We start from the raw sequence: 21,468 nt of genomic DNA on the forward strand, positions 1-21,468 counted from the left end.
CCCGCGCGATAGTCGTGGACCTTCTGCACGCGTGCGAAAGGTCCACGACTATCGCGGAGGGGCGGCTCAGAGGGCGGTGGTGCGGCCCGCGAGGTGGGGCTTGCCGGAGCCCGGGCTGGTCAGGCCGAAGGCGAAGCCCTGGTCGACGGGGGTGACGCCGAGGGCGACGGTGCCGGGCAGCAGCACCGGCTTCTTGAACGCCACGTCGACGCGGACGGCGTCGGGCAGCCGGTTCTCCAGCGCCGCGACGCAGCGGGCCATCGTCCACATGCCGTGGGCGATCTGGCGCGGGAAGCCGAGGGCCTTGGCCGTCACCGGGTAGAGGTGGATCGGGTTGGCGTCGCCGGAGACGGCGGCGTACGTGCGGCCCAGGTCGGCCGGCAGCCGCCACTGGGCGCCGGTGGGCCGGGCGTCGGGGAAGACCGCGCCGTACGACGCACCGTCCTCGCCGCGACCGCGCCGCAGGTAGGCCGAGGTCTCCTCCCAGACCAGCTCACCGTCGGAGCGGACCTCGGTGACGAACTCGTAGACCCGGCCCTTGGCGTGCGCCACCGGCGCGCCGACCCGGGCGGTCACCGCGAGGGTCTCCCGGACGGCGACCGGACGGTGCTGGGTGATCGAGTTCTCCAGGTGCACGGTGCCGATGGCGGGGGCGGGGAAGGCCGGGTCGCTCATGATCGCCATCTGCAGGTCGAAGACCAGCAGGTGCGGGTAGGGCAGCGGGACGACGTCCTTGACCGGGAACCCGCACACGCGGGCGTAGGCCTCGACGTGCGCGCGCTCGACGGTGACCGGCGGGCGGGTGCGGGTCAGTCCGGTGAACCCGGAGACCGGGGCCTTCTTCACCCCGGGCAGCTGGTTGACGACCGGGATCGACGGCAGGGCCGCCTTCAGCAGCGTGGGCACGGCGCTCACCGGGTCAGGCCCCGAGCATCATCTGGCCGCAGACGCGGACGACGTTGCCGTTGACCTGGCTCGACCCGGGGTGGGCGTACCAGGCGATCGTCTCGGCGACGTCGACCGGCAGGCCGCCCTGGGCCATCGCGTTGAGGCGCTGGCCGACCTCGCGGGTCGCGAACGGCACCGCGGCGGTCATCTGGGTGATGATGAAGCCGGGCGCGACGGCGTTGACGGTGATGCCCCGGCCCTGCTCGGCGAGCTCGTCGGCGAGGGAGTCGACGAGGCCGATCACGCCGGCCTTGGAGGCGGCGTAGTTGGTCTGGCCGACGTTGCCGGCGATGCCGGCGATGGAGGCCACGCCGACGATCGAGCCGAGGTCGTTGACCACGCCCTGGTCGAGCAGCTCGCGGGTGATCAGCTCGGGGGCGGTGAGGTTGACCGCGATCACCGAGTCCCAGCGCGACTCGTCCATGTTGACGAGCTTCTTGTCGCGGGTGATCCCGGCGTTGTGGACGACGACGTCGACGCCGCCGTGCTTGGTCGCGAGGTGGTGGGCGATCCGCTGCGGCGCGTCCTTGCCGGTGATGTCGAGGGTCAGCCAGTCGCCGTCGAGCTCGCGCATCAGGCCCTGCAGCTCGCTGGCGGCCTGGGGCACGTCAACGCCGACGACGGTGGCGCCGTCGCGGTGCAGCACCCGGGCGATCTGCTCGCCGATGCCGCGGCTGGCGCCGGTGACCAGGGCGATCTTGCCGGCCAGCGGCGTGGCCTGGTCGGTGACGGTCGCGGTCGGGCCCGACGGCGTGTCGTGCGCGCCGATGCGGACGACCTGGCCGGAGACGTAGGCCGACTTGGGGGACAGCAGGAACCCGAGCGTGCTGGTGGCCGCGCCCTCGGCGCCCTCGGCGACGTAGACCAGCTGCACGGTCGAGCCGCGGCCGATCTCCTTGCCGAGGCTGCGGGTGAACCCCTCCAGGGCGCGCTGCGCGACGCGCTCGGAACCCGTGACCTGCTCGGGCGGCGTCCCGATGACGACCACGCGCGCGCACGCGTCGAGGCTGCGCAGCACCGGGGTGAAGAAGTCGCGCAGGGCGACGAGGTCGCCGGACGACGTCAGGCCGGTCGCGTCGAAGACCAGGCCCTTGACCCGGCCGCCCTCCGGGGCGACGGTCGTCGAGGCGATGCCGAGGACGTCGAGCAGGCCGGGCACCGACTCGGCGAGCCGGCCCCGGCCGCCGACCAGCACCGTGCCGTCGACCAGCGGGGCGCCCTCGGTCCAGCGCTCGAGCCGGGTCGGGCTGGGCAGACCGAGGTTCTTGACGAGGATCTTGCCGACGGGAGTGGTGGTGAAGCCCTGGTACTTGTCGCTCATGCGGGTCGCTGCCTCAGCTCTTCTGGTTCGGTCGGGAGGGCGGCGTGCCGGGTGCCGCCCCTCGATTGGATCGTGGGTGTAACTCTGTGTCCACATTTCGTGACCTGGCCCTCAGTGGCTTGGACCGGACCTGGTTACCCGTCAGTATGGTTGCATGATCGAGAAGACTCGTCGGGTCGCCGTCATCGGCGGCAACCGCATCCCGTTCGCCCGCTCCAACGGCGCCTACGCCGAGGCGTCCAACCAGGACATGCTCACCGCCGCCATCGACGGCCTGGTGACCCGCTTCGGCCTCGAGGGCGAGCGGCTCGGCGAGGTCGTCGCCGGCGCGGTGCTCAAGCACGCGCGCGACTTCAACCTCGCCCGAGAGTCCGTGCTCGGCTCCAGGCTCTCGCCCGAGACCCCCGCCACCGACATCCAGCAGGCCTGCGGCACCGGCCTGCAGGCCGCGATCCAGGTGGCCAACAAGATCGCGCTCGGGCAGATCGAGGTCGGCATCGCCGGCGGCACCGACACCACCTCCGACGCGCCCGTCGCGATCAGCGACAAGCTGCGCAAGAAGCTGATGAAGGTCAACGCCGCCCGCGACACCGCCAGCCGGGTCAAGGCGCTCGGCGCCATCCGCCCCGGCGACATCGGGCTGGAGATCCCGCAGAACGGCGAGCCGCGCACCCGCCTGTCGATGGGCGAGCACGCGGCCCTCACCGCGCTGGAGTGGCAGGTCGGCCGCGAGGAGCAGGACGAGCTCGCCGCCGCCTCCCACCAGCACCTCGCCGCGGCGTACGACGCCGGGTTCCTCGACGACCAGGTCACGCCGTTCCGCGGCGTCGAGCGCGACACCAACCTGCGCGCCGACTCGACCGCGGAGAAGCTCGGCGGGCTCAAGCCGGTCTTCGGCAAGGGCGAGGCGGCCACCATGACGGCCGGCAACTCCACGCCGCTGACCGACGGCGCCTCCGTCGTGCTGCTGGCCTCGGAGGAGTGGGCCGCCGCGCACGGGCTCCCGGTGCTGGCCTACCTGACCGCCCACGAGACCGCGGCCGTCGACTACGTCCACGGCGGCGAGGGCCTGCTGATGGCGCCGGCGTACGCGATGGCGCGGATGCTGCAGCGCGAGGGCCTGACCCTCCAGGACTTCGACTACTACGAGATCCACGAGGCCTTCGCCTCCCAGGTGCTCTCGACGCTCAAGGCGTGGGAGGACCCGGTGTTCTGCCAGGAGCGCCTCGGCCTCGACGCGCCCCTCGGCTCGATCGACCGCAGCAAGCTCAACGTGCACGGCTCCTCGCTCGCCGCGGGCCACCCGTTCGCTGCCACCGGCGGCCGGATCGTCAACGTGCTGGCCAAGCTGCTCGCGATGTCCGAGGGCGGCACCGGCCGCGGCGTCATCTCCGTCTGCGCCGCCGGCGGCCAGGGCGTCGTCGCGATCCTCGAGCGCGCCTGACGGCTGGTCGTCGACGGCGGTGTCGAAACTGTCGTTGCCGCGCGATCGAACGGCAACGACAGATTTCGGGCCTCCGGATCTGTCGTTCCCGCGCGATCGCACGGGAACGGCAACCTCAGCGCGTGACGCCGGCGAGGGCGAGGGCCGAGGCCACCAGCTGGTCGCGGACCTGGTCGGCCGAGATCGAGCCGACCGTCGGGACGCCGGGGGAGGTCTCGGTGACCAGGATCCCGACCCGGGCCAGCTGGAGCGCGCCCAGGCCGCTGGCGTAGAGCGTGTTGGCCATCAGCGCCGAGTCGCTGGCCAGGGTGAGGTCGCCGGAGGCGACGCCGTCCTCGAGGGCGGTGGTGAGGATGGTCAGGCACGACGAGATCGCCAGCCCGAGCCGGTAGAGCGCGCTCTCGGCGATCTCCGCCAGCAGGTCGTCGCCGCGCCGGCGCATCAGCGCCTGGGCGCAGTCGACGAACGCCGGGTGCGCGACGCCGTAGTCGACGAAGGCGCTCACGATCGCCGCGAGCCGGTCGGCGGGCACGGTGGTCGACGCGGCGGCCTCGGCCAGCGCGTCGCGCAGCTCGTCGAGGTAGCTGACCAGGGTGAGGGCGAAGAGCTCCTCCTTGCCCGTGAAGACCCGGTAGACGATCGCGCGGTTGATGCCGACGGCCGTGGCGATGTCCTCGATGCGCATCTCGCCGACGCCCTGGCGGTCGAACTCGGCCCGCGTCGCGGCGATGATCTCGGCCTCCCGCGCCCGCCGGCGTACGGCGGCAGCGCGGCGCCGGCCGTCGGTCTCGGGCACGCCGGGGGCGGTGGTCACCCGCCGATGGTAACCATCCTGCAACCGTGAGTTGCAGGCCCGTGGACGCCTCTCAGTCGACCCGGCCCACCTCCTTGACCGTGGCGAGCGTGTCGGCCTCGGCGGCCGTCTTGTCGTCGCGGTAGCGGACCACCCGGGCGAACCGCAGGGCGACCCCGCCCGGGTAGCGGGTCGAGCGCTGCAGGCCGTCGATCGCGATCTCGACGACCTGCTCGGGCCGCACCCGGACGACCCAGCCGTCGGTGGGTCCCTCGGCCAGGGCGAGGAAGCGCTCGGTCTGCCAGGCGAGCATCTCGTCGGTCATCCCCTTGAACGTCTTGCCGAGCATCACGAGCTCGCCGGGCCGGTCGGGGTCGCGGGCGCCGAGGTGGATGTTGGACAGCCAGCCCTTGCGCCGGCCCGAGCCCCACTCGACGGCGAGGACGACCAGGTCGAGGGTGTGCACCGGCTTGACCTTGACCCACGCGGCGCCGCGGCGGCCGGCGGCGTACGGCGCGGTGAGGTCCTTGACGACGACGCCCTCGTGGCCCGCGGCCAGCACGTCGGCGGCGAACGACTCGGCCGCGGCGGGGTCGGAGGTCACCAGGCGCGGCACGCGGAGCTCCGGCGGCACCAGGCCCTCCAGCGCGGCCGCGCGCTCGTGACCGGGCCGGTCGAGCAGGTCGCGGCCGTCGAGGTGCAGCACGTCGAAGAAGAACGGCGTGACCCGGACACCGGCGTCCATCGCGGTGCGCGAGGCGGTCTCCTGGAACGGTCGGGGGCGCCCGGCCTCGTCGAGGGCGAGCACCTCGCCGTCGAGCACGTACGACGCCGCCGGCAGCGACCGTGCCACCTCGACGACCTCGGGCAGCCGGGCGGTGATGTCGTCGAGGCTGCGGGTGACCACCAGGACCTCGTCGGGGTCGGTGCGCCGGTGCACCTGGACCCGGATGCCGTCGAGCTTGGTGTCGACGGCACCCTCGCCGCCGACCTTGGCGAGCGCCTCGGCCACGGTGGGCGCCGACGACGCCAGCATCGGCAGCACCGGCCGGCCCACCTCGAGCCCGATCGCGGCCAGCGCCTCCTCGCCGTCCTCGAAGGCGGTGCGGACGACGGCCACGGTCGACCCCGCCAACATCGCGGCGCGTCGCACCGCGGCGAGCGGCAGGCCGGCCGCCACGGCCACGGCCTCCTGCACCAGCGCGTCGAGCGCGCCCTGGCGCACCTCGCCGGTGACCAGCCCCCGCAGCCACCGCTGCTCCTCTGCGGTCGCCCGCCCGAACAGCGCCGCCACCGCCGCGGTGCGCGCCGCCTGCGACCCCGCGCCCGCCAGCGCCGCGATCTGCTCGAACGCCGCGTCGACCTCGGCGACGGTCAGCGACGGCGCCTCGGCCGGCTCGGGCAGCGCGCCGAGCCCGCGCCAGCCCACCCCGGTACGCCGTTGGCGCAGCGACCCCGCGACGTACGACGTCACGACCTCGACCTCCGGACCGCCGGACGCGCGGCGGAGGAGGTCGGCGATCGCGACCACCTTCTCCTTGCGCGAGCGGGTGGCGGCCACCGCGGCGGACGTCGTCACGACCTCGGAGAGCAGCATGCCTGCATCCAACACGGACCCACCCCCCGTCACAGGCCGGTGAAGTCCGGCTCGCGGCCCTCGGCGAACGCGGCGAGCGCCTCGAGGTTGGCCGGACCGCCCATCAGCTCGGCGAAGGCGGCGTTCTCGCGCTCGCGCGCGGCCGCCACCTCGGCGCGCAGCGGGGCGGTCATGGCGCGCTTCACCGCGACCAGCGACGCCACTGGGCGCGACGCCAGGACCGTGGCGTGCCGCCGCGCCTCGGCCTGCAGGTCCTCGGGCTCGCACACCCGCCAGACCAGGCCCATCGCCAGCGCCTCGGCCGCCGAGACCCACTCGGCTGAGAGCAGCATCCAGGCGGCGTCCTGCCGGCCGACCAGCCGGGGGAGCAGGTAGGACGACGCCGCCTCGGGTGCGACGCCCAGGCTGGTGAACGGGCACTTCAACCGGGCGGTCGAGGACATGAACGCCAGGTCGGCGAACCCGAGCACGGTCGCCCCGATGCCGAGGCCCACGCCGTTGACCGCGACCACCAGCGGCTTGTCGAACGCCTCGAGCGCGTCGATGAGCCCCGGGAACCCGTGCCGGCCGCGCTCGAACGTCGGGTCGGTCGCGATCCGGTGCATCTCGAGCAGGTCGGTCCCGGCCGAGAAGGCGCGCCCGCTGCCGGTGAGCAGCACCACCGCCACCTCGGGGTCCTCGCGCGCCGCGAGCAGCGCGTCGGCGAGGGCGTCGTACAGCGCCTCGTTGAAGGCGTTGAGCGCCTCGGGCCGGTCGAGGGTGAGCGTGCGGACCCGTGCCTCGTCGGTGGTGAGCAGCGTCATGCGGGGCAGCGTAGGGCCGTTGTCGGCACCGCCTCCTACCCTGTCCGGGTGGGTACGACGGCGCACGCGGCGGGTCGGCAGCGGGTCTGGCGACCCGACTGGCCGTGCAGCCTGCGTCCGCTGCGCCTGCACCAGCGCGGCGGCGGCGACCCCACGTTCCGCGTCGACGACGACGGCCGCACCTGGCGCGGCATCCGCACCCCCGAGGGCCCGGCCACCCTGGCGATCACGGCGCGGCCCGCCGACGGCGAGGTGCACGGCGAGGCCTGGGGGAGCGGCGCGGCGTGGGCGCTCGAGTCGCTGCCGGCCATGCTCGGCGCCCTCGACAGCTGGGACGGGTTCGAGCCGCGCCACCCGGTGCTGGTCGAGGCCCGCCGCCACCACCCGCACGTGCGTCTCGGCCGCACCGGCCTGCTGATGGAGGCGCTGGTGCCGGCGATCATCGAGCAGAAGGTGACCGGGCAGGAGGCGTTCGCCGGGTTCCGGATGCTGGTGCACCGCTTCGGCGAGCGGGCCCCGGGCCCCGGCGCCGACCGCCGGCTGTGGGTGCAGCCCGACGCCGCCACCCTCCGCACGGTCCCTTCGTGGGAGTGGCTGCGGATGCACGTCGACCCCGCCCGGTCGCGCGCCCTGGTGACCGCCGCCCGGGTGGCCGAGTCGCTCGAGCGGGCGGTGGGGGTGACGCCCGAGGAGGCCGAGCGCCGGCTCTGCAGCCTGCCCGGCATCGGTCGCTGGACCTGCGCCGAGGTCCGCCAGCGCACCTTCGGCGACCCCGACGCGGTGTCCTTCGGCGACTACCACGTCGCCAAGGACGTCGGCTGGGCACTCACCGGCACGCCGTTCGACGACGACGAGCTCGAGGAGTTCCTCGAGCCCTGGCGGCCGCAGCGCGGCCGGGTCCCGCTGCTGGTCTACCTCGCCGGCCTCCGTCGCCCCCGCCACGGCGCCCGGATGTCCCCCCGCACCCACCTCCCCGCCACCGTCACCCGCCGCCGCTGACCCGCAGCGCCGACGGTGGTCGAGTCGAGACCCCCGCAGCGTCCACGCCCACGGCGACCGACGCTGGTCGAGGAGGCCGGCCACGGCCGTCTCGAGACCACCGCAGGGTCGATCAGGACAGGGCGTGCTCGGCGCGGACGGGGACCAGCGCGACGGCGGCGAGGGGGAGGAGGGCGGCGAGGGCGAACGTGGCGGCGTACCCGACCTCGGTGACGAGCAGGCCGCCGAGCGGGGGGACCAGGGCGGCGGTGAGGAACTGGGCGGTGTTCTGCACGCCGAGGGCGCGGCCCGACCAGAAGGGCCCGGAGCGCTCGGCGACGGCGGTGAACGCGAGCCCGTTGTCGGCGACGGTGAGCACCGTGGCGATCACGACCAGCGGCACGGCCACCGAGGCGTCGAGCCCCGCGGCCAGGCCGAGCAACCCCATCGTGGCCGACGCCGCGACCGCGACCCAGCGCAGCGGCCGCATCCGCGACCCGACGAGGTCGGAGAGCTGGCCGGCGGCGATCCGGCCGAGGGCGGCGACGACCTGGGCCACGGCGACGAGGGTGCCGGCCGCGGCCGGCGACCAACCGCGGTCCTCGACCAGCCAGACCAGGCTGAACGTCCACACCACGAACTGCGGCACGACCAGCAGCACCGAGACGCCGTGCACGCGGGCGAGGAAACCGTCGGCGCGGTAGGGGTTGGGTGCACCGCCCGCGGCGGCCGCCGGTCGCGGCGGGTCGACGACGACCAGGGCGACGACGACCAGCGCCACCACCGACGCGATCGTCGGCACCAGCAGCGCGGCGCTCACGCCGTGCGCGTCGGCGACCACGGCCATCGAGACCGCCGCGACGCCGACTCCGACCGGTTGGGCCATCTGCCGCACACCCATGGCCAGGCCGCGGCGGCGCGGCGGGAACCAGCCGACGACCACGCGTCCCGACGCGGCGTTGGCGCTCGCGGCCGCCGCGCCGGACAGGAACAGCGCCCCGGTCAGGAGCAGCATCCCGTCGGCCGCCACCGCCGCCAGCCCGCCGACGGCGGTGAGCAGCAGGCCGGCCAGCAGAGCCAGACGTTCGCCGCGCCGGTCGGTCAGCAGCCCCCACGCGACGAGGGTGAGCATCACCCCCACCGTCGGCGCGGCCGCCACGACGCCGGCCTCGGCCAGGCTCAGGCCCTCCTGCTCGCGCAGCGCGGGGATCAGGAACGCCGGCCCGTGCGCGGTCACCGCCGAGGCCGCCTGGGCCAGCGTGCTCGCGCCCAGCATCGACCAGCGCCGGGCGGGGCTGATCGTCGTCGGGTCGAGCGTGGCGGTCACGGCCCCATCGAACCGTGACGGGCGTCGTACGACGGTCCGGTCTCAGGGCACGGGGGTGTGAGCAATCTCAACGGGAGTGGGACCGATAGGTTGACGTCGTGCGAGGGCGGGTCGACATCGACAAGGTGGCGGCTGCCATGCGTCGGACGCTGTTGACGATCCTCGGCCTGCAGGTCGCGCTCGCGGTCGTGATGTCGGTCATCGACTCCTACCGGCGCCGCGGCAAGAAGCCCAAGCCGTTCCCCACGACCCCGCCCCGCAAGGTCGAGATCGGCGAGAGCACGGTCACGACGTACACCTTCGGCAGCGACCTCTACGAGGACATGCTCGAGGCCATCGAGGGGGCCCAGAAGCAGGTCCTCTTCGAGACCTACATCTGGAAGGGCGACGCGACCGGCGAGCGGTTCAAGGCGGCGCTCGCCGCGGCCGCCGCGCGCGGCGTCGAGGTCTACTGCATCTACGACGGCTTCGCCAACCTCGTCGTCTCGCCGGTCTTCAAGCGGTTCCCGCCGTCGATGAAGGTGCTGCGCTACCCGGTGTACGCCGCGGGCCTGCGGTTCTTCGACCTGCGCCGCTACGGCCGCGACCACCGCAAGATCCTCGTCGTCGACGACCAGGTCGGTTTCGTCGGCGGCTACAACATCGGCGACGCCTACGAGACCGAGTGGCGCGACACCCACGTGCGGATCACCGGACCCGGCGTGTGGGACCTGAAGCGCGCCTTCGCCGACTTCTGGAACCTCCACCGGCGCCGGCGGCTCCGGAAGAGCGAGCGGCCGCTGCTGCTCGAGACGGCGTCGACCTGGGAGCCGCGCATCCGGGTGCAGCGCAACGTGCCGCGGCTGTGGATGTTCCCGGTGCGGGCGATGTACCTCGAGGCCATCAACCGGTCGAGCAAGAACGTCTGGCTGACCACGGCGTACTTCCTGCCCGACCAGGACTTCGTCGACGCGATGAAGAACGCCGCGCGCCGCGGCGTCGACGTACGCCTGCTGGTGCCGTTGAAGTCCAACCACATCGTGGCCGACTGGATCTCGCGCGGCTACTTCTCCCAGCTGCTCGACGCGGGGGTCAAGGTGCTGCGGTTCAAGGGCGCGATGGTGCACGCCAAGACCGCCACCGTCGACGGCACGTGGAGCACCGTCGGCACCGCCAACATCGACCGGCTCAGCCTGCAGGGCAACTACGAGATCAACGTCGAGGTGATCGACGCCGGTCTCGCTGCCACGCTCGAGGAGATCTTCCGCGCCGACGAGTCCAACTGCGCGCTGCTGACCAGCGGTGAGTGGGAGGCGCGCGACCTGCACCGCCGGTTCACCGAGTCGTTCCTCAGCCCGCTCCGACCGCTGCTCTGACCCTGCGCCGTGACTCCGCGCCCCTGACTCCGCGACCTGACTCCGCGACCTGACTCCGCGACCTGACTCCGCGCCCTGACCCCGCGCCCGGCGGGTCGTCGACGGCGTGGGGCGACGGGGTGCGACCGTGGGGACGTGGCTGCCGCGACCTTCCACGCCGTCGACCGCGCCGACGGCACCGTGCTCGGCACGTTCCCGGTGGCCGGCGACGTCGAGGTCCGGACGGCGACCGCGGCCGCCCACGAGGCCGGCCCGGCCTGGTCCGGCGCCCCGACCGCCACCCGGGTCCGGATGCTGCGGGCCTGGCGGGGTGAGCTGTGGCGGTCGTCGTCGCGGCTCGCCGAGCTGCTGCACCGCGAGAGCGGTCTCGGGTTCGACGAGGCCATGCTGGAGGTCCTGCAGACCGTCGAGCACCTGCGCTGGGTCGAGCACCACGCCGCACGAGCGCTCGGCGTGACCTCGGCCTCGCGCGGCCGCCTGAGCCCCGAGACCAGCGCGACCACGGCGTGGGTGCCCGAGGGCGTCGTCGCGGTCGTCAGCTCCGGCCGACCCTCCCTGTACGCCGCCGCCTCGGCCGTCGCGTGCGCGCTCGCCGCGGGCAACGTCGTGCTGCTGCAACCCGGTCCTCGGGTGACCGCCACGCTGGCGGCGTACGTCGAGGCGTTCGGGCGCGCCCACCCCGACGCCCCGAGGGGGCTCCTGCAGGTGCTCACCGGTGACGACGCGACCGCGGTCACCCTCGCCGGTGCCCCGGTCGACCGGGTCTGCTTCCTCGGCTCGCCCGTCGCGGGGGTGCGGGTGGCCACGGCGGCCGCGCGCGCGATGGTCCCGGCCACGTTGGTGCCGGTGCTGGCGCCCGTGACGCTGGTGGCCCCCGACGCCGACCTCGCCGCGGCCGCCGAGTCCGTCGTCCACCTCGCCGCCACCTCCTCCGACAGCGCCGGTGCCGACGGCGCCGGTCCCGAGGTGCTGGTCGCGCCCTCGGTGCTCGACGACTTCCGGGCGGCGCTGGACCGGGCGGCCCGGGCCGGCTCGCCGCGGCGCGGCCCCCTGGCCCGGGTGCTCTCCCGGCGTACCGGCCCCGCTGGTCCCGCCGAGCTCGTCGGGTCGGCCCGCGACGTCCGGATCGAGTCGGCGCCGGCGTTCGAGGTCCTGGTCGAGCGGCTCAGGGCCCACCCCTCGGCGCAGGTGGCGGTCCACTCGGCGCGCCACGGCCCCCACCTGGCCGAGCTGCTCTCGGCGGCCGAGATCACCGTCAACCTGCCCTCGGCCGGCTCGGCGACGACGGCCGGCGGCCTGCCGCGCGCCGCCCTCGGCGCCCGGGGCTACGGCCCCCTCGCCGGCGAGGCGGGGCTGCGGACCTTCGCCCGCACCCGCACCACCACCACCCGGCGGCGGCTGCCGGTGCCCACCGCGCCCGTCGAGCTGCTGCTCGCGACACCCGCCGGCAGGGTCGCGACACGGTTGGCGCTGCACGTGCGGCACTCGCTCGGCTAGGGCTGGGGGCGGGGGTCGCGGGATTGCCCGGGAAGTTCAGACTTCCCCGGTCCACCGGTGAGATCCCGCCCGGCCGGCCCACCCCGCTCACCACACCCACCCCACCCACCCCACCCAACCCCGGCGAGTCCGCCCTGTCGGTGGCCGCGTCTACGCTCGAAGCATGCGTCCCGTCACCGACCTCGAGCGCCGCGTCGCCCCCTTCAAGGTCATCTCCGACTACACGCCGTCCGGCGACCAGCCGACGGCGATCAAGGAGATCACGAAGCGGGTCCAGGACGGCGTGGAGGACGTCGTCCTCCTCGGTGCCACCGGCACCGGCAAGACCGCGACGGTGGCGTGGGTGGCCGAGCAGGTGCAGCGGCCGTTGCTGGTGATGCAGCCCAACAAGACGCTGGCGGCGCAGTTCGCCAACGAGCTGCGCCAGCTGTTCCCGGAGAACGCGGTCGAGTACTTCGTCTCCTACTACGACTACTACCAGCCCGAGGCCTACGTCCCCCAGACCGACACCTACATCGAGAAGGACTCCTCGGTCAACGAGGAGGTGGAGCGGCTGCGGCACAGCGCCACCAACAGCCTGCTCACCCGGCGCGACGTGATCGTGGTGAGCACGGTCTCGTGCATCTACGGCCTCGGCACGCCACAGGAGTACGTCGACCGGATGATCCGGCTCAAGGTGGGCCAGGAGCACGACCGCGACTCGATCCTGCGACGGCTCGTGGAGATCCAGTACACGCGCAACGACATGGCGTTCACCCGCGGCACGTTCCGGGTCCGCGGCGACACCCTCGAGGTCTTCCCGGTCTACGAGGAGCACGCCGTCCGGATCGAGTTCTTCGGCGACGAGATCGAGCGGCTGATGTCGCTGCACGCCGTCACCGGTGAGGTCCTCACCGAGGACGAGGAGCTCTACATCTTCCCGGCCACCCACTACGTCGCGGGCCACGACCGGATGGAGCGCGCGATCACCGGGATCGAGGCCGAGCTCGAGCAGCAGCTGGCGACGTTCGAGCGCCAGGGCAAGATGCTCGAGGCCCAGCGGCTGCGGATGCGCACCACCTACGACATCGAGATGATGCGCCAGGTCGGCTCGTGCGCCGGGATCGAGAACTACTCGATGCACATCGACGGTCGCCTGCCCGGCTCGGCGGCCAACACGCTGCTCGACTACTTCCCCGAGGACTTCCTGCTCGTCATCGACGAGTCCCACGTCGCGGTCCCGCAGATCGGCGGCATGTACGAGGGCGACATGTCGCGCAAGCGCAACCTCGTCGACCACGGGTTCCGGCTGCCGAGCGCGATGGACAACCGGCCGCTGCGGTGGGAGGAGTTCCTCGAGCGGGTCGGCCAGTCGATCTACCTCTCGGCCACCCCCGGCAACTACGAGCTCGACAAGGTCGGCGGCGACGTCGTCGAGCAGATCATCCGCCCGACCGGCCTGATCGACCCCGAGGTCGTCGTCAAGCCGACCAAGGGCCAGATCGACGACCTGATCCACCAGATCCGCACCCGCGCCGACAAGGACGAGCGGGTCCTGGTCACCACGTTGACCAAGAAGATGTCCGAGGACCTCACCGACTACCTCCTCGACGCCGGCATCCGCACCCGCTACCTGCACTCCGAGGTCGACACGCTCAAGCGCATCGAGCTGCTGCGCGACCTGCGCCTCGGCGACTACGACGTCCTGGTCGGCATCAACCTGCTCCGCGAGGGCCTCGACCTGCCGGAGGTGTCGCTGGTCTCCATCCTCGACGCCGACAAGGAGGGCTTCCTGCGCTCGGACAAGTCGCTGATCCAGACCATCGGCCGTGCGGCGCGCAACGTCTCGGGCCAGGTCCACATGTACGCCGACAAGATCACGCCCTCGATGGAGAAGGCGATCGAGGAGACCAACCGGCGCCGCGAGAAGCAGGTGGCCTACAACACGCTGCACGGGGTCGACCCGCAGCCGCTGCGCAAGAAGATCGCCGACATCACCGAGATGCTGGCCCGCGACAGCGAGGACACCCAGGCCCTGCTCGAGACCTGGGCCGGCACCGAGGCCAGGGGCCGCGCCGGGGGAGCCAAGGTGCGCCAGCCCGTGCCGGTGCTGGGCGAGAAGGCCTCGGGCCACCACGCCAAGGACCTCGCGGGGCTGCCCAGCTCCGAGCTGGCCCAGCTCATCCAGGAGCTCACCGACCAGATGAAGCAGGCCGCCACCGAGCTGCAGTTCGAGCTCGCGGCCCGCCTGCGCGACGAGATCAACGACCTCAAGCGCGAGCTCCGCCAGATGATGGAGGCGACGAAGTGAGGAGCGACGCCGACCGAGGAACGAGGTCGAGCGATCGCGACGAGCGAGGAGCCCGGCGAGCGCAGCGAGCCTGGCGACGACGTGACCGAGGCGACGAGGTGAGGAGCGACGCCGGGTCGTAGTCTGCGGGGAGTGAGAGCCGACGACGCCGGACGCGGAGGCGGCCTGGCCTACGTCGTGTGGGGCGTCGCGCTGGCGACGTACCTGGTGGCCGTCTTCCACCGCAGCTCCCTCGCCGTCGCCGGCCTGCTCGCCACCGAGCGGTTCGACATCACCGCCGCCCAGCTGGCGACGTTCACGATGCTTCAGCTGCTGGTCTACGCGCTGATGCAGATCCCGGTCGGGCTGATGGTCGACCGCTTCGGGCCGCGGGCGGTGCTCACGGTCGGCGCGGTGCTGCTGACCGGGGCGCAGGTCGGCTTCGCGCTGGCCGAGAGCTACCCGCTGGCCGTCCTGGCGCGGGTCGTGGTGGGCATCGGCGACGCCTGCACCTTCATCTGCGTGCTCCGCCTGGTCAGCCTGTGGTTCGGCCCGCGCCGGGTGCCGCTGGTCACCCAGCTCACCGGCACGCTCGGGCAGCTCGGGGCGATCGCGGCCGCCGTGCCGATGACGGTCGCCCTCCGTGAGCTCGGCTGGACCGGCGCCTACCTCGCCGTCGCCTCGACGGGCGTGGTCCTGGTGGTGGCCCTGCTGCTGGTCGTCCGCGACGCCCCCGGCCGCAGCCGGGTGGTCGGGCCGCCGCTGTCGCTGGGCGGCGTCCGTGCCAGCCTGGCTGCGTCGTGGACCCACCCCGGCACCCGCCTCGGCTTCTGGATGCACTTCACCTGCCAGTTCAGCTCGACGGCGCTCTCGCTGCTGTGGGGCTACCCGTTCCTGGTGCAGGGGGAGGGGCGCTCGGAGCTCACCGCCGGGCTGCTGCTGAGCCTGGTCGTGGTGGCGATCGTCTACTCCGGTCCGGTGCTCGGCTACCTGGTGGGTCGGCACCCGTGGCACCGCTCGACGATCGTGCTGGTGATCATCGCGCAGATGGTGGTGGTCTGGACGGCGGTGCTGGCCTGGCCCGGCCCGGCGCCGCTGTGGCTGCTGGTGCTGCTCACCCAGTCGGTGGGCATCGGGGGGCCGGCGTCGATGATCGGCTTCGACCTCGCCCGCACCTCCAACCCCGCCGACCGGCTGGCCAGCGCCTCCGGGATCATCAACCAGGCCGGGTTCGCCGCCAGCCTGGTCCTGGTGGTGAGCGTCGGTCTGATCCTCGACTGGCGCACCCCGGGGGCGACGTCGGACTACCCGCCCGAGGCGTTCCGCTGGGCGATGAGCGCGCAGTACGTGCTGTGGGCCCTGGGCGTCACCCAGATCTGGCGCTACCGCCGTCGCGCGCGGCGGGTGGTCGACCGCGCCGCCCTCGAGGCTGGGACACTGCTCACGTGAGCCGCGACGTCGAGCACACCCCCGACGGCCGCTACATCGTGGTCGACGGCCGCCGCTGGCGGGCCACCGACCCCGACATCCCGGCCGAGCGGCGCGACGAGCTGCAGAAGGCGCTGATGGCCTGGCGCCGCGACGTACGCCGCACCCGGGGCACCGAGGAGGAGCGCCGCTCGCGCGACGGCGTCCAGGCCGCCAAGGTCGCGCTCGGCGAGCGGGGCACGCCCTGGTGGGAGCAGACCGACGACGAGCGCCGCGCCCGGTGGGAGGCGGAGGTCCCCGAGCCGTGAGGACCGGCTCGGCCTAGGCGGCCACGCGGAAGCCGATGTTGCCGGTGTGGTCGTCGAGCGCGTTCTTGTCGCGGGCGGCCACGCGGTAGCGGTTGCAGTAGGAGTCGTGGCACAGGTAGGACCCGCCGCGGCGCACCCGCTGCGCCGGGTCGGCGGCGCCGTCGAGCGACCACGCGTCGGCGGTCCACTCCCAGACGTTGCCCGAGGCCTGGTAGAGCCCGAGCCCGTTGGGGCGGTGCGTCTTGACCGGCGTCGTGCCGACCCCGCCCGGCCCGTCCTCGTGCCGCACCGGGAACTCCCCGCGCCAGATCGTGCACGGCGGGGTGCGCAGCGACTCGGGGTGCTCCTCGCCCCACGTGTACGTCGCCCCCTCGAGCCCGCCGCGGGCCGCGCGCTCCCACTCGGCCTCGGTGGGCAGCCGGGCGCCGGCCCAGGCGCAGTAGGCCTCGGCATCGCCGACCGAGACGTGCACGACCGGGTGCTGGGCCATCCGGCCGGCGTCGCTGCCGGGTCCGTGCGGGTGTCGCCAATCGGCACCATCGACGCCGCACCACCACTCGGCGCCGGCCGCGCGGCCCCGGACGGCCGCCGGGTCCGAGACGAGCAGGTGGAAGACGAAGGACCAGCCGGTGCGCTCGGCCTCGGTGACGTGGCCGGTCGCCTTGACGAACGTGGCGAACTGCTGGTTGGTGACCGTCGTGGCGCCGATCCGGTACGCCGGCAGCGCGACCTCGCGCACCGGGCCCTCGCCCTCGCCGGGGTTGGCCAGCGGGCCGTCGTACCCCATCGCAAAAGTGCCGGCCGGGACGTCGACCAGGCCCGTCGCCCGGGGGCGTCCCCGCCGGGCGGCGGCCGGCGCCGGTGCCGACCGCTCCGCCGCCGCACCGGGTCCGCGGGACGGCGCGCAGCACGACGCCGGGTGCTCAGTCATGCCCAAAGTGTAGTGACCGACTCGAGCATGCCCCGGTCACGGGAGCACCGTCAGACCCGGCCGCGGGCGGTGAGGCCGACGAGGCGGGCCACCACGAGCGCGACGTAGAAGACGCCGGCGACCTGCTCGAGCATCACCAACGACCGGGCGTGGTCGTCGACCGGGTAGACGTCGGAGAGGCCGACCGAGGTGAGGGTGGTGAAGGAGAGGTAGAGCAGCTCGAACCACGGCCGCGGGCTGTCGCCGTCGTAGCCGATGAAGGAGCCGGGCCAGATCACCTGCGCGGCGGCGTAGACGTAGGCGAAGGCCCAGGCGACGACGGTGAACGCCGCACCGGTGGCGAACAGCTCGTCCCGGGTGACCCGGTCGTCGTGGAAGAGGTAGCGGATCATCGAGTAGGAGACGAACAGGTAGAACGGCACGTGGAAGACCGCCGAGACCACCACCACCCACCCGGTCTCGTCGGCGAAGGCCTCGAGCACGCTGAACACCATCGCCGGGCCGCCGAAGAGCAGCGCCACCCACGACAGCGTCGGCGTGCGCCGCACCGCCACGGTCGCGACCAGCACCACGCCGATCTGCACGGCGCCGAGCACCGCCCGTCCCGGGGTGTTGCCGTCGAGGAACGGGTAGGCCAGCACCGCGGTGAGCTGCAGGGCCAGCAGGAGGGCCGAGGGGTGCTCGCGGACGGCGGTGACCGTCCCGCGGGCCCTCACCGCCACCCGTCGCTCACTGCTGCCACGGCAGGGCCGGCAGGGACCTCGGCAGGCGCTGCCGCAGCTCCTGGCGCGCCTGGCGCTTCTCCAGCCGGCGCAGCTCGTCGCGCACCAGCTGCTCGCGGGCCAGGTGGACCCGGGCCACGTGCAGCAGCGCGAGGGCGTTGACGATCAGCAGCCACGGCACGTCGAACCCCGAGGCGAGGAACGTCCCCCACCCCACGATCGTGGTGGCCAGGAAGAGGTACGCCGCGCCCCGCCGCTGGTCGCCCCACCGCTCCACGGCGCGCTCGCGCAGCAGGTCGGGGGAGACGCCGACGAGCGAGCGCGTCGGCTGCACCACCGGGCGGACGGGCACCAGGTCGGCGACGAGCGGCGGCAGCTCACCCAGCGTGCGGGCGGCCGCCACGACGACCATGCGCTGGTCGAGCTCGTCGCGCTCGATCCGGCCGTCGGCGTACGCCGAGGTGAGCACGGCCGTCACGCGCTCGCGGTCGGCGTCGGAGGCGCGCAACCCGGCGTGGGCGCGCTCGCGCGGGTCGTGCGAGAACGAGGACCACAGGTCACCGCTCACCGGGCACCTCCCCACGAGGCTCGACGACGATCTGGCGTTTCCGATCCTAGGCAACGCCTCCAGACCTACTGTGGGCCAGGGACGTGACGCACGCCACTCCGAGGGGCGGCGACACACCCTAAGGAGTCCTCTCGTTGTCCAAAACGAGAACACGTTCTATTCTCGGGGCGCTGCGCGACTCGACCATGGGGAAGAGGTGACCGTCTGATGGCCATCAGTGCCGCCGGGGTCATCCGAGGACCCGGCGAGATCGCCGTCATGACGGTCGACGTCGTCGTCCGCCTCTTCACCACGCGCTTCCAGCTCCGCGAGTTCGTCGAGCAGGCGTGGTTCATCACCAGCGTCACGCTGATGCCGACGATCCTGGTCTCGATCCCGTTCGGCGCGGTCATCTCGTTGCAGGTCGGCAACCTCACCGGCCAGCTCGGCGCCCAGTCCTTCGCCGGCGCCACGGCCGTCCTCGCCGTCGTCCGCGAGGCGGCGCCGATCGCGGCGGCGCTGATCATCGCCGGCGCGGCGGGGTCGGCGATCTGCTCCGACATGGGCGCCCGCAAGATCCGGGAGGAGATCGACGCCATGGAGGTCCTCGGCGTCGACCCGATCGAGCGCCTGGTCGTGCCGCGGGTGGCGGCGACCATGTTCGTCGCGCTGATGATCATCGGCATCGTGATCAGCGCCGGCATCGGCGGCGGCTACTTCTTCACGGTGATCGTCCAGGGCGGCTCGGCCGGCGCGTTCCTGTCCAACTTCACCGCTCTCGCCTCGATCAGCGACCTCTACATCGCGATCGTCAAGGCCGTCATCTTCGGCGCCATGGCCGCGATCGTCGGCGCCTACAAGGGCCTCAACGCCGGTGGCGGCCCCAGCGGCGTCGGTCGCGCGGTCAACGAGGCGGTGATCATCGCCTTCATGCTGCTGTTCTTCATGAACGCGGTGATCACGGCCATCTACTTCCAGGTCGTCCCGCCGGTGGGGATCTGAGATGGCCACCATCGGCGCGGTCGCGAGCGCGGCACTGCGTGCGCCCCGCCGCTCGCTCGAGGGCTACGGCGACCAGCTGCTGTTCTACGTCCGGGCGCTGTTCTGGGTGCCGCGCGCCATCCGTCGCTACCCGCGCGAGATCACCGCCACCCTCGCCGAGGTCACCTTCGGCTCGGGCGCGCTGGCGCTGATCGCCGGCAGCGTGGGCGTGATCGCGTTCCTGGCGTTCTTCGCCGGCACCGAGGTCGGCATCCAGGGCTACGCCTCGCTGAGCCAGATCGGGGTCGCGAAGTTCAGCGCCTTCATCTCCGCCTACTTCAACACCCGCGAGGTCGCGCCGCTGATCTCCTCGATCGCGCTCGCGGCCACGGTCGGCTGCGGCTACACCGCCCGACTCGGCGCGATGCGGATCTCCGAGGAGATCGACGCCCTCGAGGTGATGGGCATCCCGTCCCTGCCGTTCCTGGTGACCACCCGGATGATCGCCGCCTTCATCGCGGTCATCCCGCTCTACATCGTCGCGCTCAGCGCTTCCTACCTCTCACCGCGGCTGATCGTGGTCTACATCTACGGCCAGTCCAGCGGCACCTACGACCACTACTTCCTGCAGTTCCTGCCACCGATCGACATCCTCTGGTCCTTCGGCAAGCTGCTCTTCCTGGCGGCCGGGATCATCCTCATCCACTGCTACTACGGCTACACGACCTCCGGCGGGCCCGCGGGCGTCGGCCAGGCGGTCGGCCAGGCCATCCGGACCAGCATCGTGTTCACCGTCGTCGCCGACTTCTTCCTCAGCTTCGCCATCTGGGGCTCCACCACGACCGTGCGGATCACGGGATGACGGGGGGCTGAGGAGATGCCGTTGCTGGTCAACATCCACCACGACACCCCGCGCGAGCACCTGCGGCTGGTGGTCTCGGGGGTCGTCTTCCTGTCCTTGATCGCCACGTTGATCGCGCTGTCGATCGCCATCTACGACAAGCGCTTCGCCGACGTCACGATGGTGACGATCAAGGCCGACCGGGCCGGGCTGCAGCTGGCCAAGTTCGGCGACGTACGCCGCAACGGCGTGCTGGTCGGCCAGGTCCGCGAGGTCTCCCAGGACGGCAAGGAGGCCGAGATCACCGTGGCCCTCGACCCCGAGGCCGCCGCCGACATCCCCGACAACGTCGAGGTGCAGATCCTGCCGACCACCCTGTTCGGCCAGAAGTTCATCTCCTTCGTCGAGCCGAAGGCCCCGTCGCCCACCTCCCTCGGGCCCGATGCCGTCATCCCGTCCTCGCGGGTCGAGACCAACGTCGAGCTGAGCCGGATCCTGGCCGACCTCTTCCCGCTGCTGCGAGCCGTGCGGCCGGCCGACCTCAACGCCACCCTGAGCGCGCTGGCCAACGCCCTGGAGGGCCGCGGCGACCAGCTCGGCAGCACCCTGGAGGACCTGGGCGCCTACCTCGAGGACATCGAGGGCGCGCTGCCCACCCTGCGCGAGGACCTCAAGGTGCTCGCGGACGTCGCGGACACCTACGACGTGGCTGCGCCCGACCTGCTGCGCGTGCTCGACAACCTCACCGTGACCAGCCAGACCGTCGTGCAGAAGCGGCAGTCGCTCGACCACTTCTTCCGCGACGTCACCGGCCTGTCCGAGACCGCGCGCGGCCTGCTCGCCGACAACGAGGCCGACCTGATCGAGGTCGGCGAGGTCGGTGCCCCGGTGCTCAAGCTGCTCGCGACGTACTCGCCCGAGCTGCCCTGCCTGATCAAGGGAGCCGCCCGCTACGCGCCGGTCCTCGCCCGCACCTTCGAGGGCAACCAGGTCAAGCAGTACGTCGAGCTCGGTACGGCGCAGTACGGCGCCTACACCAAGGACGACCTGCCGGAGTACGGCGAGGTGGGCCACGGTCCGTGGTGCTCCGGCCTGCCCAACCCGCCGATCCCGATCGGCCCCCACTCCTTCGACGACGGCAGCGACACCGACGACAACCCGCCGACCAGCCCCTTGCCGGGCATGCCGTCGCCGCGACCCGCCCCCGACTGGGCGAGCCGCCGCGGCTACGGCGTCGGCATGTCCAGCGGCTACGCCGGCACGCGGGGCGACCAGCAGGTGCTCAACGCACTGCTGGCCGACCGCAGCGGCCGGGCGGCCGACTCCTACGGATCGCTCGGGGCGCTGCTCTACGGCCCCGTCGTGCGGGGGGGCTGAC

At 73.1% G+C, this 21,468-nt stretch carries 19 protein-coding genes; 10 read left to right on the forward strand and 9 right to left on the reverse strand.

All coding sequences use genetic code 11. The features are described from left to right. Positions 1–66: 66 nt before the first annotated feature. Together AC4MBH_RS21475 and AC4MBH_RS21480 are read right to left on the reverse strand one after the other, a co-directional pair. Positions 67–915: a MaoC family dehydratase gene (locus AC4MBH_RS21475; protein WP_491797446.1), complete on the reverse strand. Its 849-nt coding sequence runs from the start codon at positions 913–915 to the stop codon at positions 67–69. A gap of 4 nt (positions 916–919) precedes the next feature. Then, the gene (locus AC4MBH_RS21480; RefSeq protein ID WP_491797447.1) at positions 920–2,269 is read right to left on the reverse strand and encodes a 3-oxoacyl-ACP reductase; all 1,350 of its coding nucleotides are present in this window, start codon (positions 2,267–2,269) and stop codon (positions 920–922) included. A 154-nt stretch (positions 2,270–2,423) separates the two neighbouring features. Here AC4MBH_RS21480 and AC4MBH_RS21485 point away from each other — a divergent pair, with 154 nt between their 5' ends. Next, positions 2,424–3,713 (forward strand): acetyl-CoA C-acetyltransferase, encoded by a 1,290-nt coding sequence (locus AC4MBH_RS21485; protein WP_491797448.1) that lies wholly within the window; start codon positions 2,424–2,426, stop codon positions 3,711–3,713. Positions 3,714–3,828: 115 nt separating this feature from the next. On the opposite strand, the gene AC4MBH_RS21490 is transcribed toward AC4MBH_RS21485, so the two are convergent. From AC4MBH_RS21490 to AC4MBH_RS21500, 3 genes are read right to left on the reverse strand one after another with little or no spacing between them, the layout of a single operon-like run. Beyond that, entirely contained in the window at positions 3,829–4,527 is a 699-nt protein-coding gene (locus AC4MBH_RS21490; RefSeq protein WP_491797449.1) for a TetR/AcrR family transcriptional regulator, read from the reverse strand. Positions 4,528–4,579: 52 nt separating this feature from the next. Continuing rightward, entirely contained in the window at positions 4,580–6,103 is a 1,524-nt protein-coding gene (locus AC4MBH_RS21495; RefSeq protein ID WP_491797450.1) for an ATP-dependent DNA ligase, read from the reverse strand. Between the two features lie 29 nt (positions 6,104–6,132). Then, positions 6,133–6,906 (reverse strand): enoyl-CoA hydratase/isomerase family protein, encoded by a 774-nt coding sequence (locus AC4MBH_RS21500; RefSeq protein ID WP_491797451.1) that lies wholly within the window; start codon positions 6,904–6,906, stop codon positions 6,133–6,135. Positions 6,907–6,954: 48 nt separating this feature from the next. On the opposite strand from AC4MBH_RS21500, the gene AC4MBH_RS21505 reads away from it, so the two are divergent. Then, complete coding sequence (locus AC4MBH_RS21505; protein WP_491797452.1) at positions 6,955–7,905, forward strand: DNA-3-methyladenine glycosylase family protein; 951 nt, start codon at positions 6,955–6,957, stop codon at positions 7,903–7,905. 112 nt (positions 7,906–8,017) lie between these two features. On the opposite strand, the gene AC4MBH_RS21510 is transcribed toward AC4MBH_RS21505, so the two are convergent. Then, on the reverse strand, positions 8,018–9,211 hold the full coding sequence (locus AC4MBH_RS21510; protein ID WP_491797453.1) for an MFS transporter: 1,194 nt from the start codon (positions 9,209–9,211) through the stop codon (positions 8,018–8,020). Between the two features lie 98 nt (positions 9,212–9,309). Between AC4MBH_RS21510 and AC4MBH_RS21515 the strand changes: the two genes are divergently transcribed. From AC4MBH_RS21515 to AC4MBH_RS21535, 5 genes are all read left to right on the forward strand, one after another. Beyond that, positions 9,310–10,566, forward strand: a complete 1,257-nt coding sequence (locus AC4MBH_RS21515) for a phospholipase D-like domain-containing protein (protein ID WP_491797454.1) — start codon at positions 9,310–9,312, stop codon at positions 10,564–10,566. 135 nt (positions 10,567–10,701) lie between these two features. Then, positions 10,702–12,063 carry an aldehyde dehydrogenase family protein gene (locus AC4MBH_RS21520; RefSeq protein WP_491797455.1) on the forward strand — a complete coding sequence of 454 codons (1,362 nt, stop codon included), beginning with the start codon at positions 10,702–10,704 and terminating at the stop codon, positions 12,061–12,063. A 163-nt stretch (positions 12,064–12,226) separates the two neighbouring features. Next, entirely contained in the window at positions 12,227–14,353 is a 2,127-nt protein-coding gene (gene uvrB / locus AC4MBH_RS21525) for an excinuclease ABC subunit UvrB (RefSeq protein ID WP_491797456.1), read from the forward strand. A gap of 132 nt (positions 14,354–14,485) precedes the next feature. Beyond that, on the forward strand, positions 14,486–15,781 hold the full coding sequence (locus tag AC4MBH_RS21530) for an MFS transporter (RefSeq protein ID WP_491797457.1): 1,296 nt from the start codon (positions 14,486–14,488) through the stop codon (positions 15,779–15,781). Further along, a complete protein-coding gene (locus tag AC4MBH_RS21535; protein WP_491797458.1) occupies positions 15,778–16,068 on the forward strand; it encodes a hypothetical protein in 291 nt (96 codons plus the stop codon). The genes AC4MBH_RS21530 and AC4MBH_RS21535 overlap by 4 nt, the downstream gene beginning before the upstream one ends. A gap of 13 nt (positions 16,069–16,081) precedes the next feature. Here the strand turns inward: AC4MBH_RS21535 and AC4MBH_RS21540 are convergent, their stop codons facing one another. The 3 genes from AC4MBH_RS21540 to AC4MBH_RS21550 are packed head-to-tail and all read right to left on the reverse strand — an operon-like array spanning position 16,082 to position 18,289. After that, entirely contained in the window at positions 16,082–16,999 is a 918-nt protein-coding gene (locus AC4MBH_RS21540) for a formylglycine-generating enzyme family protein (RefSeq protein WP_491797459.1), read from the reverse strand. A 50-nt stretch (positions 17,000–17,049) separates the two neighbouring features. Beyond that, positions 17,050–17,715, reverse strand: coding sequence for an ion channel (locus AC4MBH_RS21545; RefSeq protein ID WP_491797460.1), 666 nt, complete (start codon positions 17,713–17,715; stop codon positions 17,050–17,052). A gap of 13 nt (positions 17,716–17,728) precedes the next feature. Beyond that, a complete protein-coding gene (locus AC4MBH_RS21550) occupies positions 17,729–18,289 on the reverse strand; it encodes a DUF1707 SHOCT-like domain-containing protein (protein ID WP_491797461.1) in 561 nt (186 codons plus the stop codon). Between the two features lie 207 nt (positions 18,290–18,496). Here AC4MBH_RS21550 and AC4MBH_RS21555 point away from each other — a divergent pair, with 207 nt between their 5' ends. From AC4MBH_RS21555 to AC4MBH_RS21565, 3 genes are read left to right on the forward strand one after another with little or no spacing between them, the layout of a single operon-like run. After that, positions 18,497–19,270 (forward strand): MlaE family ABC transporter permease, encoded by a 774-nt coding sequence (locus tag AC4MBH_RS21555; protein WP_491797462.1) that lies wholly within the window; start codon positions 18,497–18,499, stop codon positions 19,268–19,270. Between the two features lies 1 nt (position 19,271). Further along, positions 19,272–20,111, forward strand: a complete 840-nt coding sequence (locus tag AC4MBH_RS21560; protein ID WP_491797463.1) for an MlaE family ABC transporter permease — start codon at positions 19,272–19,274, stop codon at positions 20,109–20,111. Between the two features lie 15 nt (positions 20,112–20,126). Continuing rightward, positions 20,127–21,467: an MCE family protein gene (locus AC4MBH_RS21565; protein WP_491797464.1), complete on the forward strand. Its 1,341-nt coding sequence runs from the start codon at positions 20,127–20,129 to the stop codon at positions 21,465–21,467. Position 21,468 lies beyond the last annotated feature (1 nt).

The organism is Nocardioides sp. WJ219, from assembly GCF_058559815.1.

Bases quoted from the DNA above. Each gene is read 5' to 3' on its own strand.
- AC4MBH_RS21480 (WP_491797447.1), bottom strand. From the start codon at position 2,269: ATGAGCGACAAGTACCAGGGCTTCACCACCACTCCCGTCGGCAAGATC.
- AC4MBH_RS21485 (WP_491797448.1), top strand. From the start codon at position 2,424: ATGATCGAGAAGACTCGTCGGGTCGCCGTCATCGGCGGCAACCGCATC.
- AC4MBH_RS21495 (WP_491797450.1), bottom strand. From the start codon at position 6,103: ATGCTGCTCTCCGAGGTCGTGACGACGTCCGCCGCGGTGGCCGCCACC.
- AC4MBH_RS21500 (WP_491797451.1), bottom strand. From the start codon at position 6,906: ATGACGCTGCTCACCACCGACGAGGCACGGGTCCGCACGCTCACCCTC.
- uvrB (WP_491797456.1), top strand. From the start codon at position 12,227: ATGCGTCCCGTCACCGACCTCGAGCGCCGCGTCGCCCCCTTCAAGGTC.
- AC4MBH_RS21540 (WP_491797459.1), bottom strand. From the start codon at position 16,999: ATGACTGAGCACCCGGCGTCGTGCTGCGCGCCGTCCCGCGGACCCGGT.
- AC4MBH_RS21555 (WP_491797462.1), top strand. From the start codon at position 18,497: ATGGCCATCAGTGCCGCCGGGGTCATCCGAGGACCCGGCGAGATCGCC.
- AC4MBH_RS21560 (WP_491797463.1), top strand. From the start codon at position 19,272: ATGGCCACCATCGGCGCGGTCGCGAGCGCGGCACTGCGTGCGCCCCGC.
- AC4MBH_RS21565 (WP_491797464.1), top strand. From the start codon at position 20,127: ATGCCGTTGCTGGTCAACATCCACCACGACACCCCGCGCGAGCACCTG.